This window comes from Algoriphagus faecimaris (assembly GCF_900101705.1).
GTDB classification, from domain to species: domain Bacteria; phylum Bacteroidota; class Bacteroidia; order Cytophagales; family Cyclobacteriaceae; genus Algoriphagus; species Algoriphagus faecimaris.
The window spans coordinates 20,297-38,502 of record NZ_FNAC01000035.1 but is presented as its reverse complement, the minus strand read 5'-3'; the positions used below and the strand labels follow the sequence as shown (position 1 = coordinate 38,502).

Here is an 18,206-nt window from a genome sequence, read left to right as displayed (position 1 = left end):
AAATTTCAACTATACCGTGACTTTTTTCCATTTACCACGACGAAAGAAATACAATGCCACCAGCGCGTGAAATGAATGAGAGAAAGCAATGGCTATAAAAATACCCAAGTATTCCAGTCCCATGGGAAAAGCCAAAAACCAAGCCAGTGGAATTTCCATAAACCATAATACTCCTATATTGATATAAGCTGGTGTCTTGGTATCTCCTGCACCATTGAAGGCTTGGGTCAAAACCATTCCAACTGCGAAGAAAACATAGCCCAAAACAATGACCCAAAGTCCCTGTGATGCAATAGCTTTAACTTCGGGAATATCGGTAAAAAACCCTGCCAACTCACTGGAAAAAAGAAGGTAAATCCCTGTAACAGAAGCCATGAAAATCACACAATAGCGCGTTGTCAACCAGACGGCCTTCTCTGCTCGGTCAATTTCATTTGCTCCTAAATTTTGACCAACTAGTGTAGCTGCTGCACCCGATATACCCCAAGCTGGCAAAAGTGTAAATATCAGTACTCTCATAGCTATGGTGTAGCCAGCCAAGGCAGCAGAGCCAAACTCTGCATTCATTCTAGTCAAGGCAATCCAAGAAACAGAGTCAATCAAAAACTGTCCCATTCCTCCCGCTGCAATATTCATGATCTTACGGACCGTTTGCCACTTGACCTGCATGTGCTCCAATGCGATGCGTAGTCTGTGCTTTCCATTAAACAAATGATAAAACTGATAGACCACACCCAATCCTCTTCCTACGGTGGTTGCTATCGCTGCTCCTTCTAATCCAAAGCCCTCCCAGGAAGCAATTCCAAATATCAACAAAGGGTCAAGCAGAATATTAAATCCATTGGCAATCCATAAAGAGCGCATGGCATGATGCGCCTGACCTGCACCACGAAAGGCTCCATTGATGAGAAATAGTAGCATGATAGCCGTATTCCCGGCAAAAATAATTCGAGTGTAGGATACACCAGTCCTTAAAACCTCCTCTTCGGCTCCCATCAATTTGAGTATTTCTCCAGCAAAAAACCATCCCAAGATTCCCAAAACAATTGAAATTGTACCTCCTACTACCAATAACTGAAATGCCACCTCCCCGGCTTTATGATAGTCTTTTTCCCCAAACCTCCTAGATATCAAAGCCGTCGCAGCCATACTGATCCCAAAACCCACCGCATAAACCAAAACGACCACCGACTCCGTCAGTCCCACAGTGGCAATGGCATGCTCACCCAGTTTGGCTACAAAAAATATGTCCACTACAGCAAAAGCAGACTCCATCATCATTTCCAAAATCATTGGAATGGAAAGGACCAAAATAGCAGTCTTAAGACTGAGCGTGGTAAAATCCTGCTCCTTCCCTAAAATCGCATCCTTGATGAGTTGAACAGTCATTGCCATTTCGTTAAAAGTAATTAGCCCGCAAAAATACAGGATTACTACTTATCCATACTCCTATTTTTGGGATTGGTCAAGCTTAAATCAATTAAATGAAAGGATTTTCGTAGAGAATTTTGAACTGAATAAGAAAGGTCTCAGTTTTACGTGCATCTAATCGTATGGACCTTGAATCCATAAATTGATTTGAATATGAAAAAGAAAGCAAGAGTGGTCGTCGGATTATCTGGTGGAGTTGACAGTTCTGTCGCAGCACATCTCCTCATCGAGCAAGGCTACGAAGTCATTGGGATGTTTATGAAAAACTGGCATGATGAATCCGTCACCATTTCCAACGAATGTCCATGGATGGAAGATTCTACCGATGCAATGCTTGTAGCAGAAAAGCTGGGGATTCCATTTCAAGCTATCGACTTGAGCGAAGACTATCAGGAGCGAATAGTGGACTACATGTTTTCCGAATATGAAGCGGGAAGGACTCCCAACCCTGATATTCTGTGCAATAGAGAAATCAAGTTTGATATTTTTTTAAAAGCTGCGCAAAAATTAAAAGCGGACTTTGTAGCTACCGGACACTATTGTCAAAAAGGTGAAATCGAGGTCAATGGGAAAACCGTCTATCAACTGCTTGCGGGTGCCGACCCCAACAAAGATCAATCCTATTTTCTCTGTCAATTAGCGCAAGACCAATTAGCCAAAGCGCTTTTCCCAATAGGTCATCTCCAAAAATCAGAAGTCCGAAAAATCGCCAAGGATTTGGATCTGATAACCGCAGAAAAAAAAGACTCACAAGGACTTTGCTTTATTGGTAAAGTGAGGTTGCCTGAGTTTTTGCAGCAGCAGCTAAAACCAAAAAAGGGGAAAATCATTCAAATACCAGCTGAATTGAAGGTTTTGGAGCGGTTTAAAGTACCTACTGACCTTGAGTATGAGGATTTCTCAGAGTCTGAGCTCATACAGCTGTCCCATCCCATTCACTACCAACAAAACCAAGGTAAAGTAGTAGGTGAGCACAATGGTGCACATTATTTCACCGTTGGACAGCGTAAGGGTTTGAATGTCGGAGGAACAGGTAAACCCCTCTTTGTGATCGCTACGGATACCAAAGAAAACATCATCTACACAGGATTAGGTGAAGATCACCCAGGGTTACTCCGCAATGCTCTTTTTGTGAAAAATGATCAAATCCACTGGATCAGGGAAGATTTAAAATTGACCACAGGTCAAAAAGCAAGCTATTATGCCCGAATCAGATACAGACAGCCTCTTTCACCCGTGCAACTTATTCAGCGAGAAAATGGTCTTTATGTGATTTTTGAAGAAGCTCAAAAGGGCATTGCATCAGGTCAATTTGTCGCTTGGTATGCTCAAAATGAGTGTATAGGTTCAGGTACTATCTTTTAAACATCTCCCACTTTGAACCGAATAGCTCTATGCTCGAAATAATTTATGAAGACGAGCAATTAATAGCGATTAATAAACCTTCAGGTCTATTGGTCCACCGAACTTCCATCGCAGCCGATGAGCAAGCGGAATTTGCCATTCAAAAGCTTAGAGATCAAATCGGCTGCCACGTGCACCCAGCTCATCGGATAGACCGCCCAACTAGTGGCATTTTACTCTTTTCTAAAACGAAAGAATCCCTTCCACTGCTTAAAGCTCAATTTGCAGAGCGAATGGTGCATAAAAACTATTTGGCACTCGTCCGTGGACATCTTTCAGAAAAGAAAGGAACTATTGATTATCCATTGGAAAATGAGAGATCCAAAAAGCTTCAAGAGGCCGTCACGGATTTTTCGGTAGTAGAGGAAATCGAAATTCCATACGATACGACCGGCAGGTATCCCACTTCTCGCTATTCTCTGATCATGATGAGCCCAAAAACAGGCAGAACCCACCAAATAAGAAGGCATTTAGCACATCTCCGGCATTATATCCTTGGTGATAAAAAGCATGGAAATAATAAGCAAAATCACTTTTTCTTTGAGGAATTTGGATTGGAAAACCTGCTCCTACATGCTTACCAACTGGAGCTGAAGCAACCCTATCAGAACGAGACTATTGCGCTAAGAGCGCCAATTCCTGTACATTTTCGAACTATTTTACATAAAATCGGAATGAATTACCATCAATTTATATAAGTAGCATCTTCCTTTCCTCTATTTGCATTATTTTGCCTTCATCAATTATCTCTAGAAAAAAGGCATCTTCTGACTTTCTAAGGATCAATATTTGCCATTAAAACCAAATTCCCTACCCGCCTTCAAACCGGGTTTTATCATCGAAATTATTACAAAGCCTATGAAAAAAATATGTATCGCCTTTGGAATGGTAGGTCTCTTAGCCACTCCCGCTTTAGCACAAAAAAAGGCAGTTGAAAAAAACTTTAAACAAAAAGAGGCCATTGGCCACTTTACCTACTTGGCTTCGGATGAATTGATGGGTAGAGATCCAATCAGACCAGAGATCGAGCTAGCAGCCAATTACATTGCAGAACAGCTTGAAAAATACGGTGCAAAACCCTTTTCTCAGGCAGATGGGTATTTCCAAAATATCCCCTTCCAGGTTTCATCCCCCCCTAGTACTGGTACAGTTTCTCTTGGAGAAAAAGTTTACACTCAAGGAACAGACCTGCTGGTTCTTGATGGGAAATCAGTTGAAGGCAGCTATGAGTTAGCCGAAATCGGCTTTGGTCTGGAAGAGGACTTTGAAGGAAAAGACTTAAAAGGAAAATTACTTATATCAAATGTCGGTGCGCCTGATAGAATGAGCCCTGCCGACCTTTTTTCTTTGGGAAGAGAAAAAGTAGCCAGAGCACAAAAAGCTGGCGCTATAGGTTTAATAGAGCGATTTAATATACCCGCTGTGCCATGGCAATTGGTATCAAATTTCTTAAACCGAACTACGCTTGGACTTGACCAGGGAGCAAGTTCAGACCTACCTTACATTTGGGTTAAGGACTTGGATAATTCAATACGTGAGGCAATTACCGAAGGCAATCTCACTTCTGCCAAAATGGAAATTAAGGGCAAAAATATTCGAAAAGTAACTGGTAAAAATGTCGTTGCTTGGATAGAAGGAACTGATCCGGAATTGAAAAACGAATACTTGATGCTCTCCGCCCACTATGATCACGTAGGTGTTGGTACTCCGGACGAAACGGGAGACTCCATCTATAATGGCGCTAGAGACAATGCGGTAGGTACTGTAGCCGTTATCAATGCTGCGAAGTATTTTGCAAAAAATCCGCCAAAGCGATCCATCCTATTAGCTTTATGGACTGCTGAAGAAAAGGGACTACTAGGTTCTGCTTATTTTTCAGAAAATCCATTGGTCCCCCTAAATAAAATCATTTACAATCTCAATATTGATAATGGGGGCTACAATGACACCTCGGTCATTACCGTCATAGGATTGGGAAGGACCTCCGCCGATGATGAGATTATTTCTGCTGTGTCAGAATTTGGCTTGGAAGCTATTCCAGATCCAGCTCCTGAACAAGGGCTCTACGATCGATCAGACAATGTCAATTTTGCAAAAAAAGGGATCCCGGCACCTACCTTTAGTCTTGGATTCCAAGCATTTGATGATGAGATCCAGAAGTATTACCACAGGCCTGGAGATCAAGTTGATAATTTTGATTTAGACTATGCAGTGAAATATTGGAAATCTTACATCCTGTCTGCAGAAAGAATCGCCAATTGGGACCAAAAGCCAATTTGGACTGCAGGAGATAAATATGAGAAAGCAAGTAAAGAACTCTACGGAGATCAGTAATAGTTGCGGTCTATTAAAAAAGCCTGATTTCTTAATTGAAATCAGGCTTTTTAGTTTTCGAATTTTTGTGGTCGGTTTCTTCTTAGAAAAGCATACCAGCAATAGTTGCAGTCATTAAACAGGCCAATGAAGCCGCTGCTAATGATTTTAATCCTAGTCGACTTAAGTTTCCTTGCTGGTTTGGAGCGATGATAGAAATGCCTCCAAGCTGAATGGCGATAGAACTAAAATTAGAAAAACCACAAAGTGCATAAGTGGCGATCACAATAGACTTGCTTGAGAGCGTACCAGCTTCCTTCATTTCCGAAAGGCTCAAATAGGCTACAAATTCATTGATGACCGTTTTTTGGCCAAGCAAGCTACCAATTTGCAAGGTATCAGCCCATTCGACTCCGATCACCCAGGCAAACATCCTAAAGATTTGTCCAAAAATATATTCTAAAGAAAATCCGGCAAATTGGCCATTAGTAGAATTGACAACAAATGCATTTAAGCCAGTGGCCTCACCGATTATCCCTGACAAAATATAATTGACAGCTGCAATCACTGCGATAAATGCCAAAAGCATCGCACCTACGTTCAATGCTAATTTTAATCCTTCAGAAGCACCTATAGACATCGCATCGATGAGATTGACTCCCATTGCCTCTTCATTGACTTCAAGCTTTTCCTGAACACGTTCTTTTTCTACCTCGGGAATGAAAATCTTGGAAAGAACGATCGCAGCAGGAGCATTCATAATACTCGCTCCCAGAAGATAGGCAGCAAAGCGACTTTGCTCCTCTAGACTATCACCACCCAAAAAAGCCACATATCCAGCCAAAACTCCACCAGCTATAGTTGCCATTCCACCTGTCATCAAGCACATCAGCTCAGACTTACTCATCTGCGGAATGAATGGTCTGACCAGCAAAGGAGCTTCTGTCTGACCCAAGAATATATTTCCGGCTGCTGAAAGACTTTCTGGACCAGAAAGCCTCATCGTCCTCGCCATAACCCAAGCAATGCCAAATACTATCTTCTGGAGAACTCCTAAATAATATAAGCCCGCAGAAACTGTGGAGAAAAAGATAATGGTAGGCAATACTTTAAAGGCAAAAATAAACCCAAAACTATCCCCTGCTAGATCGCCAAATATAAATCGAGCTCCATCTTCACTAAAACTTAAAAACTTTACAAACCCTTCACTCATGAAGGCAAATCCACTAGCTACAATTGGAACTTTGGTGATGAGAAATCCAAAAACCAGTTGAAGGGTAATGCCAATCCCCACTAATCTCCAGTCAATATGACGTTTATTGTTAGAAAAAATAAAAGCCACCAGAACTATGACTACTAGTCCGAAGACTCCTCTTATATAATCCATGCAATTTTTTATTCAAATCAAGCGCTAAAAATAGGCAAGTCCTACACAAGAAAAAAGTCCTGATTTCTCAGGACTTTTAGAATCAATTAGTTTCTCTTATTTATTTCATCCCTAATGCGGGCAGCTTTTTCATAATCCTCATTGGATATCGCTTTGTCGAGCATTTGATTGAGCTTATCTAAGCTAAAATCCTTCAATGAGGGTTCTTTTTTTGCGGAGAACTTTTGTGCAGGCGCAGACTGAGTTTGTTTGGTCTCTTCCCCTTCCACTTCGAAGTGTTCCACTGCTCCTTCAGCCATAGCCTTGTCACTGCAAAAGATAGGACAGCCAAAACGAATCGCTATGGCTATCGCATCTGATGGCCTCGCATCTATTTCAGTCTCAAGACGCTCACTTTTGCACTGGATTTTAGCATAAAATACACCTTCCTTCATATCAGTAATGACTATACGCTCCAAGTCATAATTAAAACCTGTAGCGAAGGATTTAAATAAATCATGAGTCATAGGCCTATTGGGAACGATTTTTTCGATCTCTAGGGCAATCGCCTGAGCTTCAAACATCCCGATTACAATAGGCAACCTTCTGATACCTCCTACCTCTCCCAATACCAAGGTAAATGACCCGGATTGAGAATGATTGGATGAAAGACCTAAAATCTCAAGTTCTATGAGTTTTTCCACAAAATTTTATAGTTCAGCTTTTAGTGCTTCATTCAGTTTCGGAACTACCTCAAATGCATCACCTACTATGCCATAATCGGCTGCCTTGAAAAATGGCGCCTCAGGGTCTTTGTTGATGACAACAATACACTTTGAGGAGTTTACACCTGCAAGATGTTGAATAGCGCCTGAAATTCCTATTGCAACGTACAAAGATGGCGCGACTTTTACACCTGTCTGCCCTACGTGCTCATGATGAGGTCTCCATCCGATATCAGAAACAGGCTTGGAGCAGCCTGTCGCAGCCCCTAGTGTTTTTGCCAGGTCTTCTATCATTCCCCAGTTTTCCGGCCCTTTCATTCCTCTACCACCAGAGACCACAATATCAGCTTCAGGAAGTAGAATATCTCCTGTAGCTCGTTCGGTGCTGATTATTTTTGAAGCAAAATCAGAATCGGCAACAGACACATCCAGTGTCTCCACTACTGCATCGCCCCCATCTGTTTTTAAGTCAATGGCATTTTTCTTAACGGCCAATATTTTCTTCTCGGTAGTCAAAGAAGTCACTGCAAAAGCTTTTCCGGTATAAATACTTCGCTTCACCGCATAGCCAGCACCTGTGTCCGGTAGCTCCACCACATTGGAGACAAGACCAGCCTTCAATTTGATCGCCAGACGAGCCGCTACAGCATCCCCAAGAGAGGATTTAGCTAAAACTAAAGTGCTTGCGTTTAATATTTCGAAAGCTTGGGCAACTGCCGAGGCATGAGCCTGAATCACACCGTCGCTTAGTCTTTCATCAGAAGCATGCAATACTTTAGCCGCTCCTGCACTTCCTACAGCTGCTAATTCTCCTGCTTCAATACTTCCCAATGCTACTGCTGTTACATCTCCTTCTCCTGTCTGAGCAGCAAGTGCATGTGCAAAAGAAACCGCCTCTAAGCTGGTCTTCTTTACTTTTCCTTCTGCATGCTCAATATATACTAATATAGACATATCAATCTGATTTTTATTATTTTAAATAACTTAACTTAAAGCACTTTAGCTTCATTTTTTAGCAATTTGACCAAATCTGAAACTTGATCTTTGTCGATAAGCTTTACTGCACCTTTAGCAGGTGGAAGCTCGTACTTGCTGGCTTCAGCTTGAGTTTCGGTATCTACAGCATCTACGACATTAAGTGGTTTGGTCCTAGCTGACATGATCCCTCTCATGTTTGGGATTTTCCATTCGGCAATAGGCTCCTGACAACCTGCAATTAGTGGAAGTTGAGCTTCTAAGATCTCCTTACCTCCTTCAATCTCTCTTGACATTTTGACGGTAGAACCCTCCAAGTCTAACTTCATCACCGGTGAAAAAGAAGGCATATCTAGGATTTCGCCGACCATGCCGTGCACCATTCCACCATTAAAATCAATTGATTCTCTACCCATCAAAATCAGGTCATAATTACCTTCCTTAGCATAGTGGGCAATCTGTTGAGATACAAAATAGGAATCTTTGGGAGATGCATTGACCCGAATGGCTTCGTCGGCACCGATAGCCAAAGCTTTACGAAGTGTGGGCTCTGTTTCGGCTTCACCTACATTCAAGACTGTCAACTTCCCACCGGTTTGATCTCTCAGTTCAACCGCTCGCGCCAATGCATAATCGTCATAGGGCCCGATGATAAATTGAACTCCAGTGGTATCAAATTTTGTATTATCGGCAGTAAATTGAATCTTGGAAGTCGTATCTGGTACGTGTGTGATACAAACAAGAATCTTCATTGGTTTAGGATTAGATTATTTAAGATTTATTTCGCGTGAAATTAACAGTCAGAAGGTAATTAAAAAAACTATTTATGCCCAATTTACCCCGAATAAAACTCTTAAAAGAATTTATTAAGGATGAACCTGAAAATCCTTTCAATTGGTACGCCCTAGCGCTTGAATATGAAAAATCAGATCCGATTCAGGCCAAAACCCTCTTTCTTGATATTCATCAAAAATTCCCAAAATACCTGCCCCAATACTACACCGCAGCTCAGTTCTTTTCGGAAATAGAGGAATGGGATCAAGCGCAACTCTTTTTTAAAGAGGGAATTAAGCTGGCACAGCAATCTTCTGAAACCAAAGCCCTCCGAGAGCTTCAAAACAGTTATCAAAACTTTCTTTTTGAAAATGACCTAGAGGATTGAGATTTTCTTTTCTCTGGGACGACATGGATACATCCATTTTTTCTAGGTAAGGGTTTCGCTGTCTATACATTCTTAGGTAAAGTTGAGCCTTTCGATATGAGAGGCAAATAAATGTTGATTTTTGCCAGTGTATAAGGATAATCTGAAAGTCAAATGAAAGAAAATCAATGATTTCCTTAGGTTATTGTTACTTTTTTGAATTAAATCAAAAGGAAAAGTACTTAGATATTCGTATTTTCAAATACACCAAATTTCCTGGATGTATAGAAAAATTCTAGTTCCAGAAAGCAGCTGAATTACGGATAATCAAATTTTTGAGATTCTTGAAGAAAGATTGATCCTAGGGGTTTTTACTCAACAGGGCTTCTCCTAAATTCAACTGTCGAGGTTGTCAATTAAAATAATATAGCCATGAAAATCAGTCAAAAAAACATGCTTGATTATTTCCTTCCCAAGGTGGAGCGTGAGGGAAAGAAATTTAAGAAAAAGACATTGATCAAAGCCAAAAGTACCCAAGCCGGTTTGGAGATAGTCACCAAAACCTCAGATGGAATCGAATCAAAAAATGTCTCAGAAGAGGGAGATTATTTGGTTGAAAACCAAACGAGTACAGGCGAAAAGTATCTTGTCAGAAAAAAAATGTTTGAACGTAAGTATGAGATTAAGCAGGCGCTCTCCGAAGGCTGGGCTGTCTACGCACCAAAAGATTTTATCTGGGCTGTTCAGCTTTCATCAGGTGACCTTACCCATTTTGGGCAAACTGATATTTTAGACTTTATGGCACCTTGGGACGAACTTATCATTGCTAAAGCATTTGATTATTTAGTACTTCCTCCAGAAAAAGATGAAATCTACCGAATAGCCAAAAAGGAATTTGAGGAGACTTATCAAGAAATCTAAGGTATCAATACAATTTTACCCATTTGATCTCCAGCTTTCATTCGATCAAAAGCCTTTGCAGCATGACTGAAAGAAAACACTTGATCTACAATGGGTTTGATTTGTTTTTGGGTCACCAAATCAAGCATGTCCTTGAAATCTCGATCAGAGCCCATAGTGCTTCCCATGAGTTTGAGTTGATTCCAAAAAATCTTCCGGGCTTCTATTTTTCCAGGATTACCTAGCGTAGCACCATAAAAAACAATTCTTCCTCCCGGAGAAGCTACTTTGATTAAATCATTCAAAGTATCACCGACAGCACCGTCTACGATCAAATCAAAGCCCGCTGTCTTTTCTAGAGCCTCTGATGTCCAATTTTGATTTTTATAATTAAAACCATCTTTAACTCCCAAAGCTAAGGCCTTATTTATTTTTTCTGGAGAACTACTGCTGACGTAAACCTCTCCTCCTAGTGCTAGGGCAAATTGAGTCGCAAACTGGGCAACCCCACCACCAAACCCTGTGACCAATACTTTCTCTCGGGTTTGAATTTGACCTTGGTAGACCAAGGCTCTATAAGCTGTCAGCCCTGCAAGAGGCAATGCTGCGGCTTCCTCCCAACTTAGATGCGTCGGTTTAGTATGAACGCGGTCTGCATCTACAACGATCTCTTCTGCCAATGTCCCATGACTAGGCATACCAAGGATTTGAAAATCCTTTCCTTGAACTTTTTGGTTTTGCCCCCAGTTCATGGCTGGATTTACTATTACCTCTTGGTTTACTTGAAGAGAAGTTACATTTGAACCAAGTTCAGAAATGGTCCCCGAACCATCAGAACCCAATATCACACCATCTTTCAGGTTGGGATAGAGTCCTTGTCGACACCATTCATCACGATGATTCAATGCCGCTGCCTTTATTTTAATCTTCACTTGATTTTCACCCACTGAAAAAGGCTCAAATTTCAATTCCTCAAGTTGACTTGATAACTTTCTATTCAGGGTAATTCCAAGCATGGTTTTAAAAATCTGTTGGGTTGGTATTCGTATTCATCAAATCATCCATGTCATCATTGGCACGACTAGACATTTTTATGGTATTGGGCTGGTCAAAAGAGGACGTTCCACTGGATTGAGAAGCAAACTTAGTGGTATAACCTACTTCCTGCTTGGCATCATTTGAATAATTGGAGAAATTATCCAAATCTGTAAACTTGGTATATTTACCGATAAACCTCAGCTTCACATTTTCTAGTGATCCATTCCTGTGCTTTGCGATAATCACCTCTCCCAGTCCTTGGGTTGAATTATGGTCTTCATCCTCGGTAATACCATAATATTCAGGACGGTAAAGGAACATAACCATATCGGCATCCTGCTCGATAGAGCCTGATTCCCTAAGATCAGAAAGCTGTGGTCTTTTATCTCCACCACGGGTTTCTACTGCTCTGGAAAGCTGAGAAAGTGCGATCACAGGAATACTCAATTCTTTGGCGATTTTTTTAAGTGCTCTGGAAATACTGGCAATTTCCTGTTCACGGTTTCCTGAACCTCCCTTGCCAGAGTCACCGGACATCAACTGAAGGTAATCAACCACTACCATTTGAATATCGTGCTGCGCTTTAAGTTTTCTACACTTTGCTCTCAGCTCGAGAATAGATAGTGCCGGAGTATCGTCAACAAAAAGCGGTGCTTTGGACAATTTAGCCGTTTTGTGAACAAGCTGTGCCCATTCATGCTCGGCAAGAGATCCTTTTTTGATTTTTTCTGAATCTAACTCTGCCTCTGACGCAATCAGACGATTGACCAACTGCACGGAGGACATCTCCAATGAGAAAATAGCAACTGGCTTATTATGATCCACCGCGGCATTTCTCAACACTGTCAGAACAAATGCAGTCTTTCCCATCGCAGGTCTAGCGGCGATAATGACCAAATCAGACTTTTGCCAACCCGAAGTCACTCTATCCAAAGCCGTAAATCCTGAAGGAACACCGGTAAGTCCATCTTTCTGATCTTTCTTTGCTTCCATCTCCGCAATCGCCTCTCGCATGATAGACTTCATGTCAGAGTAGTTCTTTCGAATATTTTTCTCAGAAATCTCGAAAAGAGATTGCTCCATTTTATCCAAAAGCTCAAAGACATCAGTAGTCTCTTCAAATGCATCCCTTTGGATTTCGGAGGCGATTTTAATCATCTCCCGCTTGATAGACTGTTCCGTGATAATTCGGGCATGGTACTCAATATTGGCTGCTGAGGAGACTTTGGAAGTCAACTCTGTGATGTAATAAGCGCCACCTGCCACTTCCAAAGCTCCATTTTTACGGAGCTGTGCTGTGACCGTCAGCAGATCTATGGGTTGAGAATCTGTAAATAGGTCCAAGATCGCTTGGAATATGGCCTGATGAGCATCCTTATAAAACGATTCTACCTTAAGAATATCGATGACATTGGTCAACGCGTCTTTTTCCAGCATCAAAGCTCCCAACACAGCTTCTTCTAAATCAATGGCTTGAGGAGGGAGTTTCCCGAGCTGATTAGGATTATCAAAAGTGGGTTTTTTACGGGTGATGCGTGGGTTGGTCGGCTTATCAGTCATTTAGCAAATGTATTGGCTTTAAGTCAAGAGTTTTAAACAATTTTTCAAGAACTTATCAACAAAAATCAATCCATCTCAGGCTCATACTTCTTTATAATACACCCCATTTCTGTAACCGCGAAACATACTACAAAGCATCGCCCAAGTAAAATGCCATAGCATCTCCGAAAGAGGGATATTCAAAATCCTGTAGCCCAAAAGAGGCCTTTCGAGCATTCCATATTCATCCCAAAAATGCGGAAAGAGCAAATTAAAATTGATGTAATAAATCAGGAAGGAAATCCCCAAAGTCAAAAATGCGGACTGAATAGAAATACTGATCAGATCGGGCCTTTGAATCCAAATATAGACTGAAAGGAGAAAAAAGGTAATGAAAGTGACATAACCGGAATGAAAACCCAATCCTATACTAAACAAAGTCAAGCTGCCACTTCCCAACAAAAACAGGATAAAGAAATGAAGATTTCGAGCAGGTGCTTCTTTTTCATAGTCGATCTTTTTTTTAGTGTAGGCCGAGTGGATATAGCCTGAAACTCCAAAAAGCGCAAAACCTATAATAAAATCTTCTATCCCTACCACACCTCCTTCTGAAAATAAAGTGGGAGGCCGCCAGTAGTCCCTGAAGTACCATACCTCAGCGATTACTCCCATAATTCCTCCGATAAACCCGACCTTTACCATACCGGATTTCCAGGGCGTATACCTATACACTCCTAGCCAGGCAAGCATGTAAAGTAAAGCGAGTGATAGATAAGCAAACTTATCGTCTAGCATTTCTCAAAAATAATTTGATGCAAAAATAAAATTTTAAAACTTTTCCTCTACTAGTTTAGGACAATTACTGCAAATATTCTTTGGTCAAAAATTAATTCAAAAAAGCTCAGATTATAAAATTTTTAAATCCGTTCCTATCGGTCAAAAATATATTTAAGTTTGGATACTGAGACTAAACCAAAACATGAAGAAATACCATTTTATTGCTATCGGAGGGGCTGTGATGCATAATTTGGCCCTCGCGCTATTGGCCAAAGGCTATCAAGTGACTGGGTCAGATGATGAAATCTATGAACCCTCTCGTACCCGACTGAAGGATAAAGGCATACTACCCGAAGGCTATGGGTGGTTTCCCGAAAAAATCACCAAAGACCTTGACGGAATCATACTCGGAATGCATGCTCGGATAGACAATCCAGAACTCATTAAAGCTAGGGGACTTGGGATTCCGGTATTTTCATTCCCTGAGTTCATCTACAATCAAAGCAGAGATAAAAAACGAGTAGTGATTGCAGGCTCTCATGGAAAAACCTCCATCACCTCCATCATTTTGCATGTACTTAAAGATCAAGAGGTAGATTTTGATTATTTGGTAGGAGCTCAAATCGAAGGTTTTGACCTTATGGTCAGGCTTTCGGATGCCCCAATAATCATTATCGAAGGAGACGAATACCTAACTTCTCCTTTAGATCGAAGACCTAAATTCTTTCATTACAAGCATGACATAGCGTTATTATCCGGCATCGCTTGGGATCATTTTAATGTATTTCCTGATTTTGACGAGTACAAAGATCAGTTTAGACAGCTCATAGAGCTAACCCCTGAGAGCGGTGAGTTGATTTATTGTGAAGCAGACCCTTTGGTCCTAGAGGCTGTGGAAAAAAGTAATTTGGTAGGGAAAAAGAGCCCATATAAGGCTCATCTTGCGCGAATTGAAGAGGGAAAAACAAAACTCTTAAGCCCCAAAGGGGAAATCCCTATTTTCCTATTTGGACAGCACAACCTTCAAAACCTTCAAGGCGCAAAACAAATCTGTGAATCAATCGGACTCACAGAAGACCAATTCTATGATTCTATTCGATCCTTCAAAGGTGCAGCCAAGCGATTGGAGCTTATCAAGTCCAAAAATGATCGTGCCTTATACCGAGATTTTGCACATGCCCCTTCCAAATTAAAAGCTACTGCTAAAGCGGTGAAAGAGCAATTTCCAGATAGGAAATTGATTGCCGTTCAAGAGCTTCATACCTATTCCTCCTTGAACAAAGAGTTTTTGCCTAATTACGCCGGCACTATGGACTCCGCAGATGTGGCCATAATTTATTTAAACCCTCACGCAGTGGCACTTAAGAAACTCGAGCTCATGGATGAGGAAACCTTAAGAAATGGTTTTGAAAGACCTGATTTGAAATTATTCACTGATAGTCACGCATTAAAATCGTACCTTAATAGCCTGAATTACTCAAATAGCAACCTGCTTTTGATGAGTTCGGGTAATTATGACAACATGGATCTTGAAGAGATCAAAGCAAAATTTGACTAAAATGAATTTAAATTTAAGAAACGAAGTAGCATTTTTTGACCTGGAAGCTACCGGCACCAATGTCAGTACAGATCGAATCGTAGAGATCTCGATTGTGAAAGTAAAGCCAGATGGTGGACAAACGATATACACCAAGCAGATCAACCCTGGAATTCCGATCCCGCTAGAGGCTTCTTTGATCCATGGAATCTATGATAAGGATGTCAAAAATGCCCCCGCCTTCAAAGATTTGGCGAAAGATATTCATCAATTCATCGGATCAGCTGATTTAGCCGGATTTAATGTTCTGAAATACGATATTCCTCTTTTGGTAGAAGAATTCTTGCGTGCAGGGATAGATTTTGACTTGGACAAGAGAAATCTTCTCGATGCTCAGAAGATTTTCTTCATGATGGAAAAAAGAAATCTTACTGCGGCCTATAAGTTTTATTGTAACAAGACCTTGGAAAATGCCCACAGTGCAGAGGCAGATACTTTAGCTACTCTTGACGTTTTTAGAGCTCAGGTAGAGCGCTACGCAGGAGAAGAAGTAGAAGACTTGCAGGGGAATAAATTGGGCGTTTTTGAAAACGATATGAAAAAACTGCATGAATTGATCAATGAGAAGATGGTCGATTTAGCAGGACGATTTATTTTTAACTCCGAAGGCGTTGAAGTTTTCAACTTTGGAAAGCATAAAGGCAAAACCATAGAGCAGGTTTTGAAAGAAGAGCCCGGCTACTATGACTGGATGATGCGTGGGGACTTCCCATTGGATACCAAGCGAAAACTGACTCAAGTAAGGCTTAGATCTCTTACTCAGCGATAAAAATCAAAAGAGCCCAAACTATAAAATGCTTGGGCTCTTTTGAATTAGTTGGCTTTGTTATAATATTCTAAAGCTTTGTTCATGTTGGCATTCAGACGATCTATACGCCGATCTGGGCCAGGGTGAGTAGATAAAAACTCCGGTGGTGCCTCTCCCCCTGCAGCTGACATTCGCTGCCAAAATACAGGTGCTTCACGAGGGTCATACCCAGCCATCGCCATAAATAACAATCCGAGTTCGTCGGCCTCCAATTCATGTTTACGAGAAAAACTCAGCATACCGAGTTGGCTACCCATACCTACAGACTGTAGAAATATCTGTTGTGTCATGGTTGGATTTTGTCCCATGGCCGCAGATAGAACACTCAGCCCCAGATTAGCGATCATTCCGTTGGACATTCTTTCACGAGAGTGTGAAGCTACTGCATGGGCCACTTCATGACCCATGACGACTGCTATTCCAGTTTCGTCCTGCGTGACAGGAAGAATACCGGTGTAAAATGCCACCTTTCCTCCAGGCATACACCAGGCATTTATTTGATCAGACTCCAGTAGATTAAACTCCCATTCAAATTCACTGACCAGTTCAGAATACCCTTCTTGTATCAAAAAAGCCTCTACCGCTTCAGAAACTCGTCTACCCACTTCTGCCACTTTCCGGCCGTCGGCAGTATTCGTGAGTACTTTTCCTTCACTTATTACTGAATCGTACTGTTCATTTACTAGAGGCATGATTTCTTCATGAGAAACAGCCGATAGTTGTCTTCTACCTGTGATAGGCACTTTGGAGCAAGCGTCCAAAACCATTACCACTAAAAGGATTGCTAAGATTTTTTTCATAATTTCAACTAGCTATTTGATTATTTTAAACAATTACGCTGCAAGTTAATAGTATTGCAGCTAACATAATTCAAAATGTATTCCAAGTAGCTTCCCTAAGCGAATTATTATTACTTTCAGAGCAGCTTATATTTAAGAAATCCTATGAATTTAAATTCTGAAGCCCTTTCCTATCAAAAGAAAATGTCCAGCCCGGTCATTTTTTGGTTTGCCATGCTTTTCAAACTTCCTTCAGCTGTCTTTTGGAGGTTGAAAATAAAAAGTCTGGACGCTAAGAAATGTGAGGTGAGTATTCCGTTTTTTTGGAGAAGTCAAAATCCTTTCAAATCCATCTATTTTGCTGCACTAGCAGGTGCCGCCGAACTGAGTACAGGTGCCCTTTGTCAGCTAGCCTTGGCAGGTAAGGGCTCTTTCAGCATGCTTGTGGTGGATTTTCGCGCAGAGTACTTCAAAAAAGCAAACCAAAAAATCACCTTCACCTGCGATCAGGGAGCGGAGCTTTTTCAACTCATTGATCAGCTTCAAGTAGGCGAAAATAATCAACTGACCATGATCTCTGAGGGGAAAAACCAAAGTGGAGACTTAGTCGCCCGCTTCCATGTCACTTGGTCCTTTAAGCGTAAGGCTTAATCCAAAAAGCTGGTTTCTATCCTCAAAAACTCTTTCAGTTGATTTAAAACTCTAGATTCGGGCCAGTCCAAAAATTCATGCGCTGCATGAAACTGATTGAAGCGAATGATCAACTCATCCCAATTTGCTGAATCCAATTCAAATTTTCTTTTGAGCTCGGTCCGTATGGAATCAGACTGCACGATAGCATAATAGCCGCTTCTTCTTTGGTGCCATTCTTTTTTCTTTTCGTATTCCCTTGCATATCGGGCTTTTTTGGTAAAGTAAGAAATCATCCCGCTGATGGCTATTTCTCCGGTACCGTCCGCATTACTCAGCGGCGCTGCTATCACTTCACCCTTTCTCGATGGTTTCACCTCCTCATCTTCTTCTCTTAAAACTAATCTGCCATCTTTAAATCGATAGGAATAGCCTGGTGATTTTACTTCGAAAGTGGGTAAAAAACGAGCATTATCCTGAATCTCAATCATCAGAAACCGATCCTTCTCCAAAGAAATTTTACGGGAAATAAAGCCTTCAAATTCTACTAACAAGGTATCTCCTTGGAAGGCTTTGACTGAAAAGTAGCCCCTTTGATTGGTAGTATCTCTTGACTCACGGCCAATTACACTGACACTTACCCCTTCGAGAAACTGCCTGTCACTCGCGTCTAAGATATTTCCAGAATAGGCAGATTGCCCATGGGTGGTCAAAGCGATCCCAAAGCTCAACAAAAAAAGAAGATAAAAACCCCGTTTCATTGTTGAAATTTACAGAGACAAA

At 41.2% G+C, this 18,206-nt stretch carries 18 protein-coding genes; 8 read left to right on the top strand and 10 right to left on the bottom strand.

The window, feature by feature from the left end:
* Positions 1 to 9: 9 nt before the first annotated feature.
* On the bottom strand, positions 10 to 1,389 hold the full coding sequence (locus tag BLQ57_RS15945) for an MATE family efflux transporter (protein WP_087940569.1): 1,380 nt from the start codon (positions 1,387 to 1,389) through the stop codon (positions 10 to 12).
* 195 nt (positions 1,390 to 1,584) lie between these two features.
* Here BLQ57_RS15945 and mnmA point away from each other — a divergent pair, with 195 nt between their 5' ends.
* The 3 genes from mnmA to BLQ57_RS15930 all read left to right on the top strand — a co-directional run bounded on the left by mnmA (position 1,585) and on the right by BLQ57_RS15930 (position 5,169).
* Positions 1,585 to 2,796 carry a tRNA 2-thiouridine(34) synthase MnmA gene (mnmA, locus tag BLQ57_RS15940; RefSeq protein ID WP_087940529.1) on the top strand — a complete coding sequence of 404 codons (1,212 nt, stop codon included), beginning with the start codon at positions 1,585 to 1,587 and terminating at the stop codon, positions 2,794 to 2,796.
* A 29-nt stretch (positions 2,797 to 2,825) separates the two neighbouring features.
* Positions 2,826 to 3,533: a pseudouridine synthase gene (locus tag BLQ57_RS15935; RefSeq protein WP_087940530.1), complete on the top strand. Its 708-nt coding sequence runs from the start codon at positions 2,826 to 2,828 to the stop codon at positions 3,531 to 3,533.
* 160 nt (positions 3,534 to 3,693) lie between these two features.
* Complete coding sequence (locus BLQ57_RS15930; RefSeq protein ID WP_087940531.1) at positions 3,694 to 5,169, top strand: M28 family peptidase; 1,476 nt, start codon at positions 3,694 to 3,696, stop codon at positions 5,167 to 5,169.
* An 82-nt stretch (positions 5,170 to 5,251) separates the two neighbouring features.
* On the opposite strand, the gene BLQ57_RS15925 is transcribed toward BLQ57_RS15930, so the two are convergent.
* From BLQ57_RS15925 to BLQ57_RS15910, 4 genes are all read right to left on the bottom strand, one after another.
* Positions 5,252 to 6,535, bottom strand: a complete 1,284-nt coding sequence (locus BLQ57_RS15925) for a NupC/NupG family nucleoside CNT transporter (RefSeq protein ID WP_087940532.1) — start codon at positions 6,533 to 6,535, stop codon at positions 5,252 to 5,254.
* Positions 6,536 to 6,621: 86 nt separating this feature from the next.
* A complete protein-coding gene (locus BLQ57_RS15920) occupies positions 6,622 to 7,218 on the bottom strand; it encodes a bifunctional nuclease family protein (protein WP_087940533.1) in 597 nt (198 codons plus the stop codon).
* A 6-nt stretch (positions 7,219 to 7,224) separates the two neighbouring features.
* On the bottom strand, positions 7,225 to 8,193 hold the full coding sequence (locus BLQ57_RS15915; protein WP_087940534.1) for an electron transfer flavoprotein subunit alpha/FixB family protein: 969 nt from the start codon (positions 8,191 to 8,193) through the stop codon (positions 7,225 to 7,227).
* Positions 8,194 to 8,228: 35 nt separating this feature from the next.
* The gene (locus tag BLQ57_RS15910; protein WP_087940535.1) at positions 8,229 to 8,966 is read right to left on the bottom strand and encodes an electron transfer flavoprotein subunit beta/FixA family protein; all 738 of its coding nucleotides are present in this window, start codon (positions 8,964 to 8,966) and stop codon (positions 8,229 to 8,231) included.
* 74 nt (positions 8,967 to 9,040) lie between these two features.
* Between BLQ57_RS15910 and BLQ57_RS15905 the strand changes: the two genes are divergently transcribed.
* Positions 9,041 to 9,376, top strand: a complete 336-nt coding sequence (locus BLQ57_RS15905) for a tetratricopeptide repeat protein (RefSeq protein WP_087940536.1) — start codon at positions 9,041 to 9,043, stop codon at positions 9,374 to 9,376.
* 411 nt (positions 9,377 to 9,787) lie between these two features.
* Positions 9,788 to 10,276 carry a hypothetical protein gene (locus BLQ57_RS15900; protein ID WP_087940537.1) on the top strand — a complete coding sequence of 163 codons (489 nt, stop codon included), beginning with the start codon at positions 9,788 to 9,790 and terminating at the stop codon, positions 10,274 to 10,276.
* On the opposite strand, the gene BLQ57_RS15895 is transcribed toward BLQ57_RS15900, so the two are convergent.
* From BLQ57_RS15895 to BLQ57_RS15885, 3 genes are all read right to left on the bottom strand, one after another.
* A complete protein-coding gene (locus tag BLQ57_RS15895; RefSeq protein WP_087940538.1) occupies positions 10,273 to 11,271 on the bottom strand; it encodes a quinone oxidoreductase family protein in 999 nt (332 codons plus the stop codon). The two genes, BLQ57_RS15900 and BLQ57_RS15895, sit on opposite strands and share 4 nt — an antisense overlap.
* A gap of 4 nt (positions 11,272 to 11,275) precedes the next feature.
* The gene (gene dnaB, locus BLQ57_RS15890; RefSeq protein ID WP_087940539.1) at positions 11,276 to 12,853 is read right to left on the bottom strand and encodes a replicative DNA helicase; all 1,578 of its coding nucleotides are present in this window, start codon (positions 12,851 to 12,853) and stop codon (positions 11,276 to 11,278) included.
* A gap of 81 nt (positions 12,854 to 12,934) precedes the next feature.
* Complete coding sequence (locus BLQ57_RS15885; RefSeq protein WP_087940540.1) at positions 12,935 to 13,627, bottom strand: lycopene cyclase domain-containing protein; 693 nt, start codon at positions 13,625 to 13,627, stop codon at positions 12,935 to 12,937.
* A gap of 184 nt (positions 13,628 to 13,811) precedes the next feature.
* Here BLQ57_RS15885 and BLQ57_RS15880 point away from each other — a divergent pair, with 184 nt between their 5' ends.
* Positions 13,812 to 15,167: a UDP-N-acetylmuramate--L-alanine ligase gene (locus BLQ57_RS15880; protein ID WP_087940541.1), complete on the top strand. Its 1,356-nt coding sequence runs from the start codon at positions 13,812 to 13,814 to the stop codon at positions 15,165 to 15,167.
* Position 15,168: 1 nt separating this feature from the next.
* Complete coding sequence (locus tag BLQ57_RS15875) at positions 15,169 to 15,975, top strand: 3'-5' exonuclease (protein WP_087940542.1); 807 nt, start codon at positions 15,169 to 15,171, stop codon at positions 15,973 to 15,975.
* A 44-nt stretch (positions 15,976 to 16,019) separates the two neighbouring features.
* Here BLQ57_RS15875 and BLQ57_RS15870 read toward each other — a convergent pair whose 3' ends face one another.
* Positions 16,020 to 16,817 carry a M48 family metallopeptidase gene (locus tag BLQ57_RS15870; protein WP_449353811.1) on the bottom strand — a complete coding sequence of 266 codons (798 nt, stop codon included), beginning with the start codon at positions 16,815 to 16,817 and terminating at the stop codon, positions 16,020 to 16,022.
* Positions 16,818 to 16,958: 141 nt separating this feature from the next.
* Between BLQ57_RS15870 and BLQ57_RS15865 the strand changes: the two genes are divergently transcribed.
* A complete protein-coding gene (locus BLQ57_RS15865; RefSeq protein ID WP_087940544.1) occupies positions 16,959 to 17,444 on the top strand; it encodes a DUF4442 domain-containing protein in 486 nt (161 codons plus the stop codon).
* Here the strand turns inward: BLQ57_RS15865 and BLQ57_RS15860 are convergent.
* Complete coding sequence (locus BLQ57_RS15860; RefSeq protein WP_087940545.1) at positions 17,441 to 18,184, bottom strand: carboxypeptidase-like regulatory domain-containing protein; 744 nt, start codon at positions 18,182 to 18,184, stop codon at positions 17,441 to 17,443. The two genes, BLQ57_RS15865 and BLQ57_RS15860, sit on opposite strands and share 4 nt — an antisense overlap.
* Between the last annotated feature and the right edge of the window lie 22 nt (positions 18,185 to 18,206).

What these genes read in the sequence shown, in the direction of transcription:
- BLQ57_RS15945 (WP_087940569.1), bottom strand. Translation starts at nt 1,389, where the DNA reads ATGACTGTTCAACTCATCAAGGATGCGATTTTAGGGAAGGAGCAGGAT.
- mnmA (WP_087940529.1), top strand. Translation starts at nt 1,585, where the DNA reads ATGAAAAAGAAAGCAAGAGTGGTCGTCGGATTATCTGGTGGAGTTGAC.
- BLQ57_RS15935 (WP_087940530.1), top strand. Translation starts at nt 2,826, where the DNA reads ATGCTCGAAATAATTTATGAAGACGAGCAATTAATAGCGATTAATAAA.
- BLQ57_RS15930 (WP_087940531.1), top strand. Translation starts at nt 3,694, where the DNA reads ATGAAAAAAATATGTATCGCCTTTGGAATGGTAGGTCTCTTAGCCACT.
- BLQ57_RS15925 (WP_087940532.1), bottom strand. Translation starts at nt 6,535, where the DNA reads ATGGATTATATAAGAGGAGTCTTCGGACTAGTAGTCATAGTTCTGGTG.
- BLQ57_RS15915 (WP_087940534.1), bottom strand. Translation starts at nt 8,193, where the DNA reads ATGTCTATATTAGTATATATTGAGCATGCAGAAGGAAAAGTAAAGAAG.
- BLQ57_RS15910 (WP_087940535.1), bottom strand. Translation starts at nt 8,966, where the DNA reads ATGAAGATTCTTGTTTGTATCACACACGTACCAGATACGACTTCCAAG.
- BLQ57_RS15905 (WP_087940536.1), top strand. Translation starts at nt 9,041, where the DNA reads ATGCCCAATTTACCCCGAATAAAACTCTTAAAAGAATTTATTAAGGAT.
- BLQ57_RS15900 (WP_087940537.1), top strand. Translation starts at nt 9,788, where the DNA reads ATGAAAATCAGTCAAAAAAACATGCTTGATTATTTCCTTCCCAAGGTG.
- BLQ57_RS15895 (WP_087940538.1), bottom strand. Translation starts at nt 11,271, where the DNA reads ATGCTTGGAATTACCCTGAATAGAAAGTTATCAAGTCAACTTGAGGAA.
- dnaB (WP_087940539.1), bottom strand. Translation starts at nt 12,853, where the DNA reads ATGACTGATAAGCCGACCAACCCACGCATCACCCGTAAAAAACCCACT.
- BLQ57_RS15885 (WP_087940540.1), bottom strand. Translation starts at nt 13,627, where the DNA reads ATGCTAGACGATAAGTTTGCTTATCTATCACTCGCTTTACTTTACATG.
- BLQ57_RS15880 (WP_087940541.1), top strand. Translation starts at nt 13,812, where the DNA reads ATGAAGAAATACCATTTTATTGCTATCGGAGGGGCTGTGATGCATAAT.
- BLQ57_RS15875 (WP_087940542.1), top strand. Translation starts at nt 15,169, where the DNA reads ATGAATTTAAATTTAAGAAACGAAGTAGCATTTTTTGACCTGGAAGCT.
- BLQ57_RS15865 (WP_087940544.1), top strand. Translation starts at nt 16,959, where the DNA reads ATGAATTTAAATTCTGAAGCCCTTTCCTATCAAAAGAAAATGTCCAGC.
- BLQ57_RS15860 (WP_087940545.1), bottom strand. Translation starts at nt 18,184, where the DNA reads ATGAAACGGGGTTTTTATCTTCTTTTTTTGTTGAGCTTTGGGATCGCT.